The 18,286-nt window shown below is 57.5% G+C and carries 13 protein-coding genes and 2 tRNA genes; 7 read left to right on the forward strand and 8 right to left on the reverse strand.

Going from position 1 to position 18,286, the window contains the following annotated elements; translation table 11 throughout:
* Positions 1 to 99: 99 nt before the first annotated feature.
* From ASQ50_RS01950 to ASQ50_RS01970, 5 genes are all read left to right on the forward strand, one after another.
* A complete protein-coding gene (locus tag ASQ50_RS01950) occupies positions 100 to 1,704 on the forward strand; it encodes an FAD-binding oxidoreductase (RefSeq protein WP_058091063.1) in 1,605 nt (534 codons plus the stop codon).
* A gap of 7 nt (positions 1,705 to 1,711) precedes the next feature.
* Positions 1,712 to 3,298, forward strand: coding sequence for a glycerol-3-phosphate dehydrogenase/oxidase (locus tag ASQ50_RS01955; protein WP_058091064.1), 1,587 nt, complete (start codon positions 1,712 to 1,714; stop codon positions 3,296 to 3,298).
* Between the two features lie 5 nt (positions 3,299 to 3,303).
* On the forward strand, positions 3,304 to 4,863 hold the full coding sequence (locus ASQ50_RS01960; protein WP_058091065.1) for an FGGY-family carbohydrate kinase: 1,560 nt from the start codon (positions 3,304 to 3,306) through the stop codon (positions 4,861 to 4,863).
* 77 nt (positions 4,864 to 4,940) lie between these two features.
* On the forward strand, positions 4,941 to 5,306 hold the full coding sequence (locus ASQ50_RS01965) for an MbcA/ParS/Xre antitoxin family protein (RefSeq protein WP_058091066.1): 366 nt from the start codon (positions 4,941 to 4,943) through the stop codon (positions 5,304 to 5,306).
* Complete coding sequence (locus ASQ50_RS01970) at positions 5,303 to 6,097, forward strand: RES family NAD+ phosphorylase (protein ID WP_058091067.1); 795 nt, start codon at positions 5,303 to 5,305, stop codon at positions 6,095 to 6,097. The genes ASQ50_RS01965 and ASQ50_RS01970 overlap by 4 nt, the downstream gene beginning before the upstream one ends.
* On the opposite strand, the gene ASQ50_RS01975 is transcribed toward ASQ50_RS01970, so the two are convergent.
* From ASQ50_RS01975 to ASQ50_RS01990, 4 genes are all read right to left on the reverse strand, one after another.
* On the reverse strand, positions 6,075 to 7,493 hold the full coding sequence (locus ASQ50_RS01975; protein WP_068351323.1) for an efflux transporter outer membrane subunit: 1,419 nt from the start codon (positions 7,491 to 7,493) through the stop codon (positions 6,075 to 6,077). The genes ASQ50_RS01970 and ASQ50_RS01975 overlap by 23 nt on opposite strands.
* A gap of 4 nt (positions 7,494 to 7,497) precedes the next feature.
* The gene (locus ASQ50_RS01980) at positions 7,498 to 9,438 is read right to left on the reverse strand and encodes a MacB family efflux pump subunit (protein ID WP_058091068.1); all 1,941 of its coding nucleotides are present in this window, start codon (positions 9,436 to 9,438) and stop codon (positions 7,498 to 7,500) included.
* Complete coding sequence (locus ASQ50_RS01985) at positions 9,435 to 10,586, reverse strand: efflux RND transporter periplasmic adaptor subunit (protein WP_058091069.1); 1,152 nt, start codon at positions 10,584 to 10,586, stop codon at positions 9,435 to 9,437. The genes ASQ50_RS01980 and ASQ50_RS01985 overlap by 4 nt, the downstream gene beginning before the upstream one ends.
* A gap of 104 nt (positions 10,587 to 10,690) precedes the next feature.
* A complete protein-coding gene (locus tag ASQ50_RS01990; protein WP_058091070.1) occupies positions 10,691 to 13,063 on the reverse strand; it encodes an EAL domain-containing protein in 2,373 nt (790 codons plus the stop codon).
* A 436-nt stretch (positions 13,064 to 13,499) separates the two neighbouring features.
* Between ASQ50_RS01990 and ASQ50_RS01995 the strand changes: the two genes are divergently transcribed.
* Positions 13,500 to 13,706 carry a cold-shock protein gene (locus tag ASQ50_RS01995; RefSeq protein WP_058091071.1) on the forward strand — a complete coding sequence of 69 codons (207 nt, stop codon included), beginning with the start codon at positions 13,500 to 13,502 and terminating at the stop codon, positions 13,704 to 13,706.
* A 96-nt stretch (positions 13,707 to 13,802) separates the two neighbouring features.
* Here the strand turns inward: ASQ50_RS01995 and ASQ50_RS02000 are convergent, their stop codons facing one another.
* Both ASQ50_RS02000 and ASQ50_RS02005 read right to left on the reverse strand, forming a co-directional pair.
* Positions 13,803 to 15,287, reverse strand: a complete 1,485-nt coding sequence (locus ASQ50_RS02000; protein ID WP_076657121.1) for an IS1182 family transposase — start codon at positions 15,285 to 15,287, stop codon at positions 13,803 to 13,805.
* A gap of 108 nt (positions 15,288 to 15,395) precedes the next feature.
* The gene (locus ASQ50_RS02005; protein WP_058091141.1) at positions 15,396 to 16,196 is read right to left on the reverse strand and encodes an SDR family NAD(P)-dependent oxidoreductase; all 801 of its coding nucleotides are present in this window, start codon (positions 16,194 to 16,196) and stop codon (positions 15,396 to 15,398) included.
* 103 nt (positions 16,197 to 16,299) lie between these two features.
* Between ASQ50_RS02005 and ASQ50_RS02010 the strand changes: the two genes are divergently transcribed.
* Positions 16,300 to 17,664 carry an NAD(P)/FAD-dependent oxidoreductase gene (locus tag ASQ50_RS02010; protein WP_058091142.1) on the forward strand — a complete coding sequence of 455 codons (1,365 nt, stop codon included), beginning with the start codon at positions 16,300 to 16,302 and terminating at the stop codon, positions 17,662 to 17,664.
* Between the two features lie 186 nt (positions 17,665 to 17,850).
* On the opposite strand, the gene ASQ50_RS02015 is transcribed toward ASQ50_RS02010, so the two are convergent.
* Both ASQ50_RS02015 and ASQ50_RS02020 read right to left on the reverse strand, forming a co-directional pair.
* A tRNA-Cys gene (locus ASQ50_RS02015) sits at positions 17,851 to 17,924 on the reverse strand.
* A gap of 54 nt (positions 17,925 to 17,978) precedes the next feature.
* A tRNA-Gly gene (locus tag ASQ50_RS02020) sits at positions 17,979 to 18,054 on the reverse strand.
* Positions 18,055 to 18,286 lie beyond the last annotated feature (232 nt).

Consider the following 18,286-nt stretch of genomic DNA (forward strand, 5'->3'; position numbering starts at 1 on the left):
GGCGGCAAATGACAAAGCCAATGTCGTACTCTGCCACTGGGTTTTGGCGCCAACGCTATAGAATGCCGACACTTTTCATGAAATCGGGAGTTGTGGTCGATGCGACGCTGGAACGGATGGGGTGATGATAAGTTCAACCTGGAGCTGCCAATGCAGGGCCAGGCATTTCTTGAACAACGAGTTGGTTCTGCCAATCCGTTGCCGGACGCCACCCTGGAGAAAGTCTGCCTGAAGGTACCGGCCACCCGCCTGCCCGCCGACGCCAAGGTTGAGGATCTGATCGATACCAGCGCGGAGGTACGAGTGCGCCACGCCCGGGGCCAAAGCCTGGTGGACTGGCTCGCGCTTCGCAGTGGTGAGATTGGCACCTTCCCTGACGGGGTTGCATTTCCAGACTCCAATTCGGATGTTCGGGCCTTGCTGCGCTACGCACAAGATCACGACCTGCATCTGATTCCCTACGGTGGCGGCACCAGCGTGGCGGGCCATATCAACCCCATCGACCAGGGCAAACCGGTGCTGACCGTCAGCCTGGCCAAAATGAACCGCCTTCTGGATCTGGACCGGGAAAGCCAACTGGCTACGTTTGGCGCCGGCACGCCAGGCCCCCTGGTTGAGTCGCAGTTACGTGCCCACGGGTATACCCTGGGCCACTTCCCCCAGTCCTTCGAGCTCTCGACCATAGGCGGCTGGGTGGCCTCCCGCTCCAGTGGGCAACAGTCCCTTCGCTACGGCCGAATTGAGCAGCTGTTTGCCGGCGGCCGAATCGAAACCCTGCAAGGTACCCTCGACCTGCCCACCCTGCCCGCTTCCAGTGCGGGGCCGGATATCCGGGAGATGATTCTGGGCTCCGAAGGTCGGCTGGGGCTGATCACTGAAGTTAAAGCCCGTGTCAGCCACCTGGCTGACCAGGAAGCCTTTTATGTGGTGTTCTTCCCAGGCTGGGACCAGGCAAAAACGGCTTGCCGAAAACTGGTTCAGAACCGGATTCCCCTGTCCATGTTACGGTTAAGCAACGCCATAGAAACCGAAACCCAACTGGCATTGGCCGGCCACCCCCAACTGATCGGTATGTTGGAGAAATTCCTGTCCTTCAGAGGGGTGCGCGAAGGCAAGTGCATGATGACCTTCGGCATTACCGGCAGCAAAGCCCAGTGCCGTTCCACCCTGGCTCAAGCCAAGAAAGTGTGCAGCGCCCATGGTGGTGTTTATACAGGCACAAAACTTGGCGCCAAGTGGGCCGAAAAGCGCTTCACCATGCCCTACTTTCGGGAGGCCCTCTGGCAAATGGGCTATGCGGTAGACACCCTGGAAACGGCTACAGACTGGGATAACGTCGATAACCTGCTCAATCGAATTGAGAGCAATCTGCGAGAAGGCCTCAGTAAGGACGGAGAAAGAACCCACGTGTTCACCCACCTGTCCCATTTCTACGGACAGGGTTGTTCCATCTACACAACCTATGTGTTCCGCGTGGCCGATACCTACCCGGAAACCGTGGCCCGATGGCAGCATCTGAAAAACACTACCTCGGAACTGATCGTCCGCAACCGGGGAACCATCAGTCACCAGCACGGGGTTGGCAAGGACCACGCCCCCTTCCTGCCGGTAGAAAAAGGCGAACTGGGCATGCGCGCCATCCGTGCGCTGACGGATAGCTTTGACCCAGACGCCCGCCTCAATCCCAAAACCCTTCTGGACTGAGGTCGGTATGACACGACAACAGATTCTCGCAGAACTGAAAAGCGGTAATGCCCGATTCGATGTGGTGATTGTCGGTGGCGGCATCACCGGCGCAGGTGCTGCCAGAGAAGCCGCGGGGAGCGGCCTGAGAACCCTTCTGGTGGAACAGAAAGACTTTGCCTGGGGCACGTCCAGTCGGTCCTCAAAAATGGTTCATGGCGGATTACGCTACCTGGGCAGCGGCCATATTGGCCTGACCCGGGATGCCGTCAGGGAGCGCCAGCGCATGATGGAGGAGGCCCCGGGTCTGGTTGACCCGCTCCGGTTTGTCATGCCCCATTACCGGGGCCAGTTCCCCGGCCCCCGACTGTTCCAGACTTTGTTATCGGTATACGACCGGCTTGCCGGTGTCCGCAGCCGGCAATGCCTGACCCCCTCACAAAGCCAGCAGTGGGCGCCCGGTCTGAGCCAGGCCGGGCTTCTGGGTGCCAGCCTGTTTACCGACGCCCTCACCGAAGACGCCCGACTGGTGCAAAGGCTGATCGCCGAGGCGAGTCGGGACGGCGCCTTCTGCCTCAACTATGTATCCGCCAACCGGATCACCCGGAATGAGGCCGGCAGGGTTAATGGTGTTGTTCTGGTTCCGGAGGGGGAACCACTGGAAGCTGGTGTTTCCGTATCAGCCAACATGGTTATCAATGCCACTGGTGCCTGGGCAGACAAACTGCAACAGCAGGGCCCGTCAGAACAACCACTGAGCATTCGCCCGCTCAGAGGCAGCCACCTTGTCGTGCCCTGGCAACGGCTACCGGTAACCTGTGCTGTGTCTTTGTTCCACCCCGAGGACAAACGCCCGGTGTTTGCCTTTCCGTGGGCCGGCACAACGGTACTGGGCACCACCGACCTGGACCATCCGGGTAGCCTGGACCAGGAACCGGTTATTAACGACCAGGAGGTTCGCTACCTGTTGCAGGTGGCTGAACACCTGTTCCCCAGCGCCAGCCTGACCGCCCAGGATGTGATCTCCACCTGGGCTGGTGTCAGGCCGGTGGTCACGGATGGTCAGGGCAAAGCCCCCTCCCGTGAGAACCGTGAACACGCCCTGCGCCGGGATAAAGGCCTGATCAGTGTCGCCGGCGGCAAACTCACGACCTTTCGCCAGATTGCCCGGGAGGCTCTGGAAGCCGCACTCGGGCCAGATGGCAGCCACAGGCTCCGGGCCGATGACCAGCCAGTGTTCACTCCACCGGACGACTTTCCGCGGCCCACTCAGGTTCGCCACCGAAGCTGGCACCGTCTCAAGGGCTACTACGGACCGGCCCTGGGCGAACTGTGCCGCGATGCGGATTTCACCGAAATCGCCGATTCCGGCGTGCTCTGGGCTGAACTGGAATGGGCCTGCCAGCATGAGCAGGTACAGCACCTGGATGACCTGTTACTGCGCAGAACCCGCCTGGGGCTTATCTGCCCCGCCGGCGCGAGAGCCCTGCTGCCAGACATCCAGAAGCGATGCCAACGCCTGCTGGAATGGACTGACGACCACTGGCAGCGGGAAGTGGAGCGTTATCTGTCGCTGTATCAGCAGGCTTATGCCCTGCCATCCGGGGGCAGGTAAACGGTATGGCCAACACACCGCTTATTCTGGCGATCGACAATGGCACCCAGAGCGTCCGGGCGCTGCTGTTTGACCAACAGGGCAATCTGCATGGCAAGGGCAAGCAGGAAATCGAACCCTATTTTTCAGAACACCCGGGCTGGGCCGAGCAGCATCCAGACTACTTCTGGGCCAATCTCGGGCTGGCCTGCGAGGCGCTCTGGCAGAGTACCGATGCAACACCGGACCAGGTCGCCGGCGTCACCGTCACGACCCAACGGGGCACGGTGATCAACCTGGACAAACACGGGCAACCGTTGCGCCCGGCCATTATCTGGCTGGATCAACGCCATGCCCGGGTGGATGGCCCGGTAAAGGGCCCCTGGGGACTTCTGTTCAAGCTGGCCCGGCTTGAAAACACCATTGAGCGTTTCCGGGAGAAAACCCAGGCCAACTGGATTGCCCAGAACCAACCGGATCTCTGGGCACAAACCCACAAATTTTTGCTGCTCTCCGGTTACCTCAATTACCGGCTGACTGGCCAGTACAAAGACTCCACCGGCAGCCAGGTGGGCTACCTGCCTTTTGACTACAAAAAACAGCAGTGGGCCGGTAACCGCGATTTCAAATGGCAGGCCATGCCCATAACCCGTGACATGCTGCCAGACCTGGTGCAACCCGGTGAAACCATCGGCCAACTGATTCCCGACGCAGCCCATCACCTGGGCCTGCCAGCGGGCCTGCCGGTAATAGCGGCAGCGTCAGACAAGGCCTGCGAAATACTCGGCTCCGGCGGGCTCAGCCCGGACATCGGCTGCATGAGCTACGGCACCACCGCGACGATCAATACCACCAATCATCGGTACGTTGAGCCCACCCGGTTCATGCCACCTTATCCATCGGCCCTGCCCGGTCACTACTCAACGGAAGTAATGATTTACCGGGGCTTCTGGATGGTCAGTTGGTTCAAGAAAGAGTTTGGTCTGCGGGAGCAAAAGCTGGCCGAACAACGGGGAATTGAACCGGAGGTCCTGTTCGACGAACTGGTCAATTCGGTACCGCCTGGTTCCATGGGTCTGATGCTACAACCCTACTGGAGCCCGGGCGTGCGCCAGCCGGGCCCCGAAGCCAAGGGGTCGATCATCGGGTTCGGCGACGTCCACACTCGGGCACACCTGTATCGCGCCATTCTGGAAGGCCTTGCCTACGCACTCCGCGAAGGCAAGGAGCGGATCGAGAAACGCGGCGGACAGAAAATTCGCCGGCTCAGGGTGGCCGGTGGCGGCTCACAAAGCGATGCTGCCATGCAGTTGACCGCCGATATTTTCGGACTGCCTGCCGAGCGACCGCATACCTATGAAACCTCCGGCCTGGGCGCGGCGATAGACGCCGCCGTGGGCCTGGGCCTGCACCCGGATTTTGACACCGCAGTGCGGGAAATGACTCGTGTCGGCCAGGTATTCACCCCGTCTGGGCAAGCGACTGAGCTCTACCAGCGCCTGTATTCCGAGGTGTATCTGGACATGTACCCGAGGTTACAACCGCTGTATCGGAAAATCAGGAGTATCACCGGCTACCCCAAGTAATGATTGACGAGCACCGAATGATGTATTTTCGCCATATTGGTATATAATGGTGAAAAATGCACAAAGGAGCCCTAGCCATGAACGAGCCGGCTACCCTGGCCGCCCAAACCAGCGACAAAGCCCTGCTGGCCAAAGCCTTGCTGAATTCCGCCAAGGCTTTTGGTCTTTCCCAGGCCGAAGCCGCCGCCATTGTTGGCCGAAATCGCAGCGGTTTGACCCGAGACGGCATTGATCCGGACAGTAAGTCCGGAGAACTGGCGCTGCTGTTCGTGCGCCTGTATCGGAGCGTTTATGCCCTCACCGGTGGCGACAACCAGGCCATGGCCCACTGGCTCAACACGCCAAACCACTACTTTGAAGGCACCCCCAGGGATATGATTCAGTCAACGGAGGGGCTGGTTCGGGTGATTCACTATCTGGATGCCATGCGGGGAAGGATTTGAACTACAGGGAACGTATTAAAAACACCCTGGGCAGCCCACAGGGCCAGCTCTTTCGGGTAGTAGAGAGTCAGGAAGACATCGCCACCACCCAAATCGTTGATAACATGCAGGAACAGGCTCGCCTGGAGCAACTGCTCGATGCCAGCAAACCGACGATCCCCGAGCAGGCCAACAAGCTGCATTACCTGCTGGCGACGCCCTTTCGATACCCGCCACTCAAATACGGCTCTCGGTTCGGCCGCAGCTTTGAGCCCAGCCTGTTCTACGGCGCCATGAGCATTCCGACAGCCCTGGCAGAAACCGCTTTTTACCGGTTTGTGTTCACCAGCCACGTGTCAGAACCGTTCAAGCGCCCTTTGACCACCCTGCACACGGTCTTTACCGCCCGCTTCCGTTCAAGTCGGGGGGGTCGGCTTCAGGCCACAGAGTGGCAAGATCTTCAGGAAATCCTCACTGATCCGGTCAGCTACCGGGAATCCCAGGCGCTGGGCAGCGACCTGCGCCAGTGCGGCGCGGAAGCGTTTCAATTTCTCTCGGCCCGGGCTCTGCAGGCCGGTTTGTACCAGCTACCCTGGCAAACCGGAAGCGGAATGGATGGACTCAACGTGGCGCTGTTCAGCCCCCGCGCTCTGCGAGACACGGCGCCAAGGTCGTACCACAAACTCATCGTTGCCACCTCAGACCAACAAGTATCCATGAGTCTGACTCTGGCGGATGGCAGCAAGCAGGTTCACAACTTCGGCCGGGAAGCTTTTCTGGTAGAGGGCGTTATTCCTCAACCGGCCCTGTAGCCACCACCTCGTCATCCCGCTGCCAACCTCCGCCCAGGGCTTTGTAGAGGTCAACAGCGGCAATCAGTCGGTTCAGGCGCATCTGGCTCAGCTGCTGGCGGGCGTCGAACACACTGCGCTGGCTCTCCAGCAAGGTCAACAAATCGTCCGCGCCCTCCCGATAACGGACTTCTGTCAGCCTGAGCGTCTCTTCAGCCCGTGCCAGGATCTCTTGCAGGCGCTGCTCCTGAAGCTCAAACAGAGAATCCCGGTCCAGGGCATCGCCCACTTCCTGGAACGCCGTCAACAGACTACCGCGATAGCTTTCCAGCAGGGCCACCCGCCTGGATTCTGAAATCGCCAGGGCGTTTCGCCGCTGGCCGCCGTCAAACAACGACTGACTTAAACCCAACAGACCACTCACGCTTTGAGTCGGATCAGCAAGGCTGAGAAAACTGTCAGTGGATAACCGCACCGCTGCACTCAGGGAAACCGACGGCAACAGCGCCGCCCTGGCCTGTTCGATATCGGCACTGGCAGCCACCAGTCGAGCCTCCTGAGCTGCCAGATCAGGCCGACGGGTGACCAGGCTGGCCGGAGCCAGGGGGCTGATCACCGGTATGCTGACCGCCGCGATGTCTGCCCCTGGCGTGTCGCCCTCAAATGGTAATTCTCCGGTCAGCACCCGTAGTGCTGCCAGCCGTTGCCGGGCCTGATATTCCAGTGGTGGCACCGCGTTGCGCAAACTCAAAACCGAGGTTTGTTGGCGTGCCAATTCAGCCCGACTGGCAGCCCCATTGCGGAAGCGGGCCTCCACCAAGGCCAGAGTGCGTTCGCCAATCGCCAGGTTGTTACGGGCAACCTCTACCCGTTGCTGCAACTCCAGCCATTCAAACCAGGTACTGGCGACCGAAGCAACCAGAGTGATTCTGGCCGTGTCGTAATCGAATCGGGTGGCCTGAAAGTTCGCCAGGGCGCCGCCTTCAACGGCAGACAACCGTCCCCAGAGATCCAGTTCATAGTCCACGGATAACCCGGCACTGGTTGAACCACCGGTGTTGGTATCGCCACCGGACACTCGCGAAGCCTGCCGCCCGGTACTGGCCGACGCCCCTACCGAAGGCAGCAGGCCAGCACCGGCGGACTGCAGCTGCAAATCGGCCTGAATGACAGACTCGGCAGCGGCCGCCAGGCCTGGGTTAGCCTCGAGGGCCTTGTCTATCAGCCGGTTCAAATTGTCATCATTAAAAGCCTGCCACCAACTGGCATCGATGCCCTGCCCCTCACCGGATTGGACCGACCATTGCTCCGGTGGAGCAACTGGCAAAGGCACCAGCTCCGGCTCCGGCGTGAACGTGGCGCACCCGGCAACCAGGAGAGCCGGCAGTAAAACCAATATTCGGGCGGTCAAAGTCATAGTCTTATTCCGACGCCAGGGCATGGACCGGGTCCAGGTGAGCGGCTTTGCGGGCTGGCAGAAAACCGAAGATCAGCCCGGTGGCAAAGGCACAGGAGAACGCTAATACCATCGGCAACACGGTCATGTGGACCGGCGTGCCAAACGAGCCGATCAATTGGGTGGCGGTGATGCCCAGCGCGACACCGATCAGCCCACCAATGGCCGAGACCAGCCAGGCCTCGGTAAGAAACTGCTGCAGGATGTTCCAGGCCCGAGCTCCTGTTGCCATACGAATACCAATTTCCCGCGTGCGTTCGGTCACGCTCACCAGCATGATGTTCATCACACCGATGCCGCCGACCAGCAGCGAAATGGCCGCAATGGAGCCAAGCAGCCAGGTCAGGGTATTCTGGGTTTCGGAGATGGTATCGATCAGCGACGCCATATTGCGGATGGTGAAGTCCTCAACACCGCCATGACGCGCCAACAGGGTTTCATGGATGATCGCTTCGATTTCATTCATCCTGCCCAGGTCAGCCACGGCCACCGTAATGTTGCGTAAGTGGGTTTGACCAAAAATACGCAAACTACCCGTTGTGTAAGGGACTAGCACAACGTCATCTTGATCCTGGCCCATGGGCGATGCGCCTTTCTCCCCCATCACGCCAATCACCTGGAACAACACATTGTTCACCATCAGGTGTTTGCCGAGCGGGCTTTCGCCGGGGAACAGTGTGTCGGCCGTCGTTTTGCCCAACACGGCTACTGCCGCATAGTTGAGCTCATCCTGTTCAGAAAAGAAGGTGCCTTCAATCACCGGCCACTGCCTGGCCACCGGAAACTGGTATGAGGTGGCGTTAATTTCTGCACGGTGGTCAAGGTTAAAGTACCGAAGCGTTTGCGAACCGGTTAATTCAGGTATCGCTGCAAGAACCCCTTCTACTTCATTGATTGCACGATAATCTTCTGGGGTTAGCGTCGTCACTGACCAGCGACCTCCACGCTGATCCGGGCCGCCGGGGCGAATCAGCAACAAGTCACTGCCCATGGTACTGATTCGATCAACCACGTCTTTCCTGGCCCCCTCCCCGATAGCCAGCATGGTAATCACAGACGCCACGCCAATCACGATGCCCAGCAACGTCAGTGCGGTTCTGAACAGATTGCTATGCAACGAGCGCATGGCACTTTTCAGGGCCTCCTGCCAGTCACTCAACACCACGCCATGGCGACCTGCTTCGATCGCCGGTGAAGACACTGCAGCGCTGTCATCCTGGCCGGTATCTCGAACCACTTCGCCGTCGGCGATATGGATTTGCCGGCGGGCAACATCGGCCACATTCTGGTCATGGGTGATCAGAATAACGGTATGCCCCTTGCCAGACAGCTCCGTCAGTAGCCGGATAACCTCTTTACTGCTTTTGCTGTCAAGTGCGCCGGTCGGCTCATCGGCGAAGATCACCTGGCCACCGTTCATTAATGCCCGGGCAATTGAAACGCGCTGCTGCTGACCACCAGACAACTGGTTGGGGCGATGGGTAAGCCGCTCTCCCAGCCCCAGTTCGGTTAACAGTTTCTCCGCCCGCTCCCGGCGTTGGGCGGGGGCCCTGCCTGCATAGATGGCCGGAATCTCAACATTCTCCCGAGCGGTCATGCCCGGCAGCAGGTTGTAGCTCTGAAAAACAAAGCCGAAAGCCTCCCGGCGCAATAACGCCAGGTCATCCCGACTGAGCGCGGAAACGTCACGGCCGTCATACCAGTATTCCCCCAAGGTTGGCTGGTCCAGGCAACCGAGGATATTCATCAAGGTGGATTTACCGGACCCGGAGGGGCCCATGATGGCAACGAACTCACCCGGATAAATTTTCAGGTCAATGCCCTTGAGTACCGGTACGGCCAACTCCCCCTCCCCGAAAGAACGGGTAATGCCTCGCAACTCGATCAGAGGCCGGCTTGCGGTCATCGCAGCATACCCCGGAAATTGCTGGTGTTACTGGAACCAGAACGTGGATCCCGGGAAACCAGCACGACCTTTTCGCCTTCTTTTACGCCGGAGACCACTTCCGTATGTACCCGGTTACTGACGCCGGCCACAATGTCCCGCCATTCAACCTGGCCTGCCTGGGTCAGCACCTGCACCCGGCCCCGTTGAACCGAGGACACTGGCACCCGCAGCACATCCAGGGCTTCGCTCTGAATAAAGAACACCTGGGCCGTCATGTTCGGTAGCAGTTTGCCTTCATCGTTATTGGCATCGAACAGGGCGTTGTACAGTACAACATTGTTGGTCACTTCCGGTGTCGGCTCTATGTATAGCAACTCGCCGTACACCTTCCGTTCCGCATCACCCAGCGTGGTGAAGTAAACGCGCATCCCAGGCTCGAGTTTGCCCACATCAGCTTCCGATACCTGTGCCCGCACCCGCATGGTGGCCAGATCAGCAATACGCATCAGAACCGGGGCTTGCTGGGTTGCATTCAGGGTCTGGCCCTGGCGGGCTTCAATGGACACGACAGTGCCCTCCATGGGTGCATAGATTCGTGCATACCCGAGGTTGGCCTCTTCCGCACGCAAGGTGGATGAGGTTTGTTCGATCTGTGCTTCCAGCATTGCCAGTTGCGCTTTGGCGGAGGCCAGTGACGCCTCGGCAGTCTGCAGCGATTCCCGTGTAGTGGCTTCTTCTTTGAACAAATTGCTCTGGCGCTGGAACTGGATTTCCGCCAGCCGCAACTGCGCCTTTCGGTCATCCAGTTGCGCCCGTTGATTCTTGAGCTGGGCCCGGGTGGCGTCGACCTTGGCCACGTATACGGTCGGATCAATCTCCGCCAGCAAGTCACCCTGGGAAACCGTTTGCCCAACCCTTACATGGATGGTTTCGAGCTGGCCTGATACCTGGGCACCAACGTCCACGTAGTTGCTGGGCTCCAGCACGCCGGTAGCGCTGACCAACTGCTGGATGTCGCCGCGGGAGACTTCGATGGTGTTCAGTGGCGGCTGTTTGTTTCCGCCGTTCTGGAAATACCACCAGCCTCCGGCTGCAAGAATCACCAGACCTGTGAAAACACCAAACCAGGTTGGCCAACGCCGGCGGTTGCGGGGAGCAAGTGCCATTCAGAAGTTCTCCATACGCTCTGATCAGCGGCAACCATAGAGAACGCCAGCGAGAAAAAAAAGAGTTTGCTCAGGGTTTTGCCAAACCTTTACATACCCCCGGTTCAGCTACCAACTGCGGTAACCGCAACCGTTTGCCAGCGGAAATTCGCGGCCCATTCATAAGCCTGTTGGTAAGGCATCGGCCTCGCATAATAGAACCCCTGCCCAAGATCGCACCCGAGTTCAATCAGACGTATGTGAGTCTCAGCATTTTCAATGCCCTCAGCCACCACCCGTCGGCCAAAGCTGCGGGCCAGGCCCAGTATTGCGGTGACCACCATCTCACTCTCCGGATCATCCAGCATGTCATTGACAAAAGAACGATCAATCTTGATCTCGTGGGCAGGAAGCTTGCGGAAGTAGTCCAGAGAGGAATAGCCGGTACCAAAATCGTCCAGCGACACCTCCACCCCCAAGTCCCGACACCGCCGAAGCGTGTCAATTACCAGGCTGGCATCATCCATGGCGGTGGTTTCAAGCAGCTCCAGAATCAGGCGGTGGCGGAGCCCGCGGGGCACACGCTCCACTGCCTGGGCCAGGTCTTCCGGGAAGGTTTTGCCCAGAAAGTGGGATGGGCTGAGGTTCACGCTCAGGGAATAGGCCAAACCCTGACTATTGAACAGCAACAGTTTGTCGATGGCTTCGTTGATCACCAGGTTGCCAACGGTGCGGGCGTATTCGGTGTACTCAATATGTTCCAGAAAGTGCCCCGGGCCCAGCAAGCCATCGTCCGGATGATTCCAGCGAATGAGCGCTTCGAAGCCTTCGATGACCCGGCGCTTGTAATCGACCTTGGGCTGGTAATACAACTCCAATTCGGCAAGACTGACGGCCTGGCCAATCTGCTCCAGAACCCTTACTCGCTCTTTCCGGGTAAAATGGGACTGCAAATCAAAGATTTTGTAGGCGTTCTTGCCGGATTCCTTGGCTGCATACATTGCCTGGTCCGCGTGGCGAAGCAGTAAATCGGTGTCGGCGTCGTCATCCGGATAAACGGTGACGCCCATGCTGCCAGACAGGTGTAAAACAAAGTGCCGGTAACTGATAGGCTGGCGGATGGCTTCCAGAATACGGGAATACACACGCTCATCGTCTACATCCCGCAGTATCGCCACAAATTCGTCACCGCCAAGCCGGGCAATCACATCGTGGCCCCGCACGGTATTCTTCAGCCGGTCTGCAATCGACCTGAGAACAGCATCGCCAACCGAGTGGCCGTGCTCGTCATTGATCTCCTTGAAACCATCGAGGTCGATAAAGCAAACCGCCACGGTGCCGCTACGCTGCTTGGCCTCAAACAGCTCCTGTTCAAACAGTTCCGTTAACCGTCGTCGGTTTGGCAACCCGGTCAGGGCATCAAAATTTGCGGCCTGTTCCAGGCTGAGTTGATGCTCACGTTTTTCCTGATAAAGACGCTTCCGTTCAATCAGGGTGCCGACGGTCTGCAACAGCGGGGCAAGGTCGTCGGCCATGCTTTCTTTGTAGCCGCCCACCCGGTTGGCCAGGCCAACCAACCCGATCAGATTCCCCCCACTGTATACCGGCAACCCGATATAACTGGCGATTGGAGGGTGACCAGGTGGCAGGCCACCGCGGCGGGCATCGTTTGCATAGTTGTTGGTAAGCACAACACCACCAGATACCATTCCTGCCCCCAAGAGGTTATCCAGCCTTTCGAACAGCATGCCCCTGCGCTCTACCTGCTGGAACAAGGCCTGGGTTTCCGGGCTCCAGGCGATGTTGGTGATGGCGCCTACCTTGAGGTATGGCGTGCCATCGTCGTGATACAGCACCTCACCAATAAACCCGAACTGGCTGCCCGTAAGAGCCAGTAGGTCCGCCAGCATCAACTCGAAGGCCGCCCGCTCGTTGTCGTTAGTCAGAAAGACATTCTGGGCCCGCTGGATGGCTCGACTGAGGTGCGACACCGTGACGTCACCCTCGTCTCCTCCGCTGAGATAAGCACATTCCAACTCGTCCTCGATGAGACTGGCCAATGTACGAAGTACATCCAGCTCTACTTCCTGGATCTGGCGCGGCTTATCATCAATGATGCAAAGGGTTCCGAGCTTGAAGCCACTGGGCTCCCGAACAGGAATGCCCGCATAAAAACGGACGTGGGGTTGGCCGGTAACCAAGGGGTTGGATTTGAAGCGGGGGTCTTTGCTGGCATCCTCGACGATAAAAGCCTTGTCCTGACGGATCGCATAATCGCAGAAAGCCACTGAGCGTGGTGTTTCCTTAGCATCGATGCCGTCTTTGGATTTAAACCACTGGCGTTTATCATCCAGAACGGTGAACAAGGCCGTTTTGACTCCATAAAACTGGCGGGCAATTCGAACCAGCCTGTCAAACCGTTCCTCTGGTGGCGTGTCCATAATCCCTAACTTCTCGAGCGCAGCGAGGCGCCTTTTCTCCATAGGGTCCAGGGGCATACAGGTTTTGCTCCGCGTAAGGAAACACCAGACCAGGCCTTTTGGGCGTATTAATTCTCCAGAAGAGGTACGAACAAATCCCTCTATCTTTCTGACATCAGTGTAGATCAAGGCAGGAATCAGAGTTACCAGATTTTAGTAACCAGACAACAATGCGTTTAGGGGCCGTACGCTGTATGTCGAATAGGCAATACCCCCTGTGGGTAAATGCCTATGAAAAAAAGCTTTCTATTCTCAACCGGCAAGAGTACAGTGACCGTCGTTGGAAAGATTTAGCAAAGCACTCATCAATAAGACGCATCTCTGTTGTAAGTTGTAACAAGTAGCTTTCGTCCTGTTTTTGATCACGCCAGTTTTTTGTTTCCGCACACCGCTGACCCAACCTCACAATGACGTTTGGCAGCAAATAAAATGATTGAATTCAGGATTTATAAATATGTCTACTGTTACCGGTACTGTTAAGTTTTTCAACGAATCAAAAGGTTTTGGCTTTATCACTCGTGAAGGCGGCCCGGACGTTTTCGTTCACTACAGCTCCATTCAGGGCGGCGGCTTCAAGACTCTGGCAGAAGGCCAGCAGGTTGAATTTACCGTTTCTCAGGGCCAGAAAGGTCCTCAGGCGGATAACGTAGTAGGTCTGTAATTTTACAGCCCTGATACGATAGAAAAAGGCAGCTTCGGCTGCCTCAGATTGCTGACGAACCCCGGTTTTTCCGGGGTTCGTTGCGTTTGGACGCTGTTAAATTCCGTTGGCGATGGATTGAGTCCAATAATCCCGACCGGATTCCCAACACTCCAGATCGGCCAGTTTTTGGGCCCATTCCCGGATGGGCCTCTGTAACCCAGGTATACCAAGGGATTTGAGCCATAAAAGACGCGCCAGGATCTGCGCGATCTTCTTCATATTCTGGGCAGCGGCGGCCAACAGGCACTGTTCACGCACTTTCGAGAGCCCTCGCAATCGAGCGTAACGATGACCATGCAACTGTTTGGCATCGGCGAACGACCGCTCCACGGTTTCCTGTCGTCGTTTGTAGAGCGCCTTGCCCCACGGGGTTAACCGGTAACTATCTGTTCGGTCTTTGCTGTCCTGCCAGACATGCCGGGTAAGCACTTTGACGTGGTTGGCGCTGCGCGTGCATTGGCTTAATAGTGGGCAGTCTTTGCAGTGAGCCGGATTGGACTTGTACTCACGGTAGCCCAGCCGATTGGTCGTGGCGTAGATCAGTTGCTGACCTTGCGGGCAGCGATACGTATTCGCTTCAGCGTCATAGGTGAAGGCCCGCTTTGGGAGATAGCCCTTGGGCTTGTTTGGTCGCCGGTAACCCATGACCCCATAGATGCCCCGGTCTTCCAGGCCCTTGCAGATACCTGCCGTGTAGTAACCCGCATCCAGGCCTACACCCCAGACATCGAAGCCAAATCGCTCACATTGTCGATCGAGCCGGTCGAGGTAGGGGCGGCTGTCGTGCAGGTTGGCCGGCGTGGCGTAGCTGTCGGTGATGATGGCGTTGCGGCCATCGACGGTGCGGTGATCAAGGTAGAAGAAGCCCTTGGGCTTGCCTTCCCGAACCATATAGCCACTGTCCGGATCGGTACGGCTGATCTTGGTGTCTTTGGTCTTGGCTGGCTGCTCGGACAGCTTCGTTTTCAAGGGCTTTTTGCCCTGGGCTTTGCGATCGCCTTCGATGGCATCTTCCAGGCTGTTCAGGTAGGCCGCCACCTTCTCCTCCGCCTGTTTCAGATCGTACTTGTTCTTGTTGGCGTTGGCCTTGAGGTGCGTGCTGTCGGTGTACAACACTTCGCCGCCCACGAGGCCATAGCCCATGGCTTGGAGCACGATCTCATCAAAGATGTCCTGATAGATGGTAGTGTCCTGGAACCGCCGCCGGCGGTTCTGGCTCAGAGTAGAGGCGTCCGGAATCTTGTCGGTCAGGTTGAAGCGCAAGAACCAACGATAGGCCACGTTAACCTGTATCTCCCGCACCAGCTGACGCTCACTGCGAATGCCGAACAGATAGCCCAGAAACAGCATCTTGAACAGCACCACCGGATCGAGTGCCGGCCGACCATTGTTCGAGCAGTACAAATGTCGAACCCGGTCACGAATAAATTCGAAATCGATGTACTGATCAATGTTGCGGAGAAGGTGGTTGTCGGGGACCAGCGATTCGAGACTGACCATCTCGAGTTCGTGTTGTTGCGGGGACGGCTCTTTGAGCATGGGGCAGCCTCTGAAAAGTCGATACCCCAATTACAACAAACCCCCGCCGAAATGGCGAGGGTTTGTCAGCAGTCTGAGGCAGCTTCGGCTGCCTTTTTTCGTTTCTGTTCACTGGCGTGCTTTCTGCCCCAACTTTTTATCCATCAGTCTGAACAACGGCTGGGTGTAACGTGTAACCGGACCAGGTAACGCCGCAAGCGCAATGCTGCCGGCAGTCCCCATCAGGCTACCAACCCGTGCCGGCCCTTCATCCACCGCCTTGACGATCCAGCCCGCGGCCTTGTCCGGAGTCATCATCGGCATGTGTTTGTAAATGCTGGTTTGCGACGACATGGGCGTGCGAACCATCGGATAGTACACCACGGTTACGTCTATCCCCTGATCACCCATTTCCGCCAACAAAGAGCGTGAGAAAGACTCCAGCGCGGTCTTGCTGGCCAGGTAAGCGGAAAACAAGGGAATCGGAACCTGGGAGGACAAGGTGGAGATGTTCACCACCTGCCCTCGGCCCTGGGCCAACATCCGCGGAAGCAGTTTCAGTGTTAAGCCTACAGCCGCAACATAGTTGATATTCATGGTGCGCTGGTAATCGTGCAGCCGGTCCAGAGCCTGGGAGATGGGGCGGCGGATGGAACGGGCGGCATTATTGACCAACACATCTACCCTATCGTGCTCGGCCAGTATCCGGTCTGCAACAGACTGCAAACCGGCTTCATCCGTCAAGTCCGCCGGGTATACCCAGGCTTTACCGCCCTCGGCGATAATCGCCTGCTGCACTCTCTTTAATTCATCCTCCCGACGAGCCACAAGGCAAAGACGCGCCCCTTTTCGGGCCAATTGATAGGCAGCCTGTTCACCAATACCGCTGGACGAGCCCGTCAGAACAATGGTCTTGCCGCTCACACTCATGAATACACCCCGGTTTCTTGTCTTGTTTTTATAACGCCACCTTGATACACCTTGGCGCACTGCCGCGCCGAAAGGCTTCAAGTATAACAACGTGATAAACGCCATGGGCATAGACTACAGCAAACTTGGCTCACCGGAGACCCGGTCTTTCTGGCTTAATCAATTTGGCCCCTACTCACCTAACCCGCCGCTAATTGAAGACCACCGGACCGACATTGTGATTATTGGCGGTGGATTCACCGGCTTGTCCTGTGCAGCGCACCTGAAGGAACTGGACCCATCAGTCGAAGTCACCGTTCTGGAAGGCAGTGCCGTTGGTTTTGGGGCCTCAGGGCGCAACGGCGGGTTTTCAATGACCCTGTTCGGCTTTGAGCCCGAGATCACCTGCCTGCTGCACGGCAAGGAAAAGGCCCGGGCCGCCCACCAGTACATGGAAGATGCCGTCGACTACGTGCGTGATTGTGTTACCCGATACGACTTCGACAGCGATTACGAACACAATGGCTTTCTGCGGATTGCACTGACCAACAAACATCGTGGGCGCCTGCAAAAACAGCAGGATCTCTACCATGAACTGGGGTTCTCAAGCTCCTTTGATTGGTGGGGCGAAGACCAGCTCTCGCAACGGCTTCACAGCCCGCTGGCTAAAGCCGGCCTGTTTGAGCAACGGTGTGGCATTCTGAACCCGGCGAAGCATGTCCGGCACTGGAAAGCCATCTGCGAACAACTGGGTGTCCATATCTATGAAGACACCCAATGCCGGGCCATCACCTATCCTCAGGGAGGGGTTACCGTGCAAACGTCCGGCGGCACCGTTAACGCCAGCAAAGTGTTACTGGCAACCAACGCATACAGCCATCTACTGCCGGAAATGGGAGCGTTTCGTCGTAATCAGACCCCCATCTGGACACATCAGATCGTCACCCAGCCCCTCACTCCAGAGCAGTGGCAAGCCATCGGCTGGGCCGGACGCTACGGTATAGAGACCAACCGGCACCTGGTTCACTACCTGAGGCCAACGGCAGACGGGCGCATTACCTTTGGCGGCGCCAACGTGGTGACCACCGCGGGCCAGAACATGAGCCTCGACCACCACAAACCAACATGGCGGACACTGGAAAAACACCTGAAAACCCTGTTCCCGCAACTGGCGGAGATTGGCATTGATTATCAGTGGGGTGGCCCGGTGTCGGTCACCCTGGACATGGTTCCCAACCTTGGATTCTACAAAGATGATCGCACGCTGTACCTGTGCGGATGCACTGGCCATGGTGTATCCCTGACGCAATACAGCGGGAAAACCCTGGCGGAGCTGGCTATTGGCCGGGAGAGTAAACGAACCCAGGCCTGGTTTGTTAATCGAACACCGGTGCGCTGGCCTTTAGAGCCATTTAGACAACTGGGTATAGCGGCGGTTAAGGGAGCTCTTAAAGCTGAGGATTATTGGTGGGAGCGGAAGCTTTGGTAGAGCCCTCACGCATTCGATGGAGTCATCTCCTCCGTTACTGAGGAACACCTATTATGGGCCAGCACGAACCGACGCTAAATTCGCTGACAGACACGAACAAACACGAAAAATATGTTCGCAGAACCTTCCCAGCACATACGCCGGTTAATGCTCTGGATCCTAAGGTACAAAAAGATATGGTAAAAATGGAGGCGCGGGTCGGAATCGAACCGGCGTACACGGAGTTGCAGTCCGCTGCATAACCACTCTGCCACCGCGCCGGGTAAGCCTGGATTCTGGCTTATGCTCTCAGGAGGCGTGAGAGACTTGGAAATTGGAGCGGGAAACGAGATTCGAACTCGCGACCCCAACCTTGGCAAGGTTGTGCTCTACCAACTGAGCTATTCCCGCTCTTCGTCTAGAGGCTTTGCCTCGTCAACGGCTGCGTATTCTACGGATTCCGCCGGGGGCGTCAACACCTTTTTTTCAAGTTTTTGTTTTTACGGCAATTGTGAACAAACTTTAGCCAAAACCACCGGTTTTTGTCATTTCCGGCCAACCCATCAGAACCGTTATCTGCGCAATGGTTTATCGCCCCCACATCTTTCAGAATCCATGACACCCAATCACATTATCAGGCAGA

This window comes from Marinobacter sp. LQ44 (assembly GCF_001447155.2).
GTDB lineage: Bacteria > Pseudomonadota > Gammaproteobacteria > Pseudomonadales > Oleiphilaceae > Marinobacter.

Excerpts from the sequence above, each read along its gene's own strand:
- ASQ50_RS01995 (WP_058091071.1), top strand. The coding sequence starts at position 13,500 with ATGTCTACTGTTACCGGTACTGTTAAGTTTTTCAACGAATCAAAAGGT.
- ASQ50_RS02010 (WP_058091142.1), top strand. The coding sequence starts at position 16,300 with ATGGGCATAGACTACAGCAAACTTGGCTCACCGGAGACCCGGTCTTTC.
- ASQ50_RS01980 (WP_058091068.1), bottom strand. The coding sequence starts at position 9,438 with ATGACCGCAAGCCGGCCTCTGATCGAGTTGCGAGGCATTACCCGTTCT.
- ASQ50_RS01975 (WP_068351323.1), bottom strand. The coding sequence starts at position 7,493 with ATGACTTTGACCGCCCGAATATTGGTTTTACTGCCGGCTCTCCTGGTT.
- ASQ50_RS02005 (WP_058091141.1), bottom strand. The coding sequence starts at position 16,196 with ATGAGTGTGAGCGGCAAGACCATTGTTCTGACGGGCTCGTCCAGCGGT.
- ASQ50_RS01985 (WP_058091069.1), bottom strand. The coding sequence starts at position 10,586 with ATGGCACTTGCTCCCCGCAACCGCCGGCGTTGGCCAACCTGGTTTGGT.
- ASQ50_RS01955 (WP_058091064.1), top strand. The coding sequence starts at position 1,712 with ATGACACGACAACAGATTCTCGCAGAACTGAAAAGCGGTAATGCCCGA.
- ASQ50_RS01960 (WP_058091065.1), top strand. The coding sequence starts at position 3,304 with ATGGCCAACACACCGCTTATTCTGGCGATCGACAATGGCACCCAGAGC.
- ASQ50_RS01950 (WP_058091063.1), top strand. The coding sequence starts at position 100 with ATGCGACGCTGGAACGGATGGGGTGATGATAAGTTCAACCTGGAGCTG.
- ASQ50_RS02000 (WP_076657121.1), bottom strand. The coding sequence starts at position 15,287 with ATGCTCAAAGAGCCGTCCCCGCAACAACACGAACTCGAGATGGTCAGT.
- ASQ50_RS01990 (WP_058091070.1), bottom strand. The coding sequence starts at position 13,063 with ATGCCCCTGGACCCTATGGAGAAAAGGCGCCTCGCTGCGCTCGAGAAG.
- ASQ50_RS01965 (WP_058091066.1), top strand. The coding sequence starts at position 4,941 with ATGAACGAGCCGGCTACCCTGGCCGCCCAAACCAGCGACAAAGCCCTG.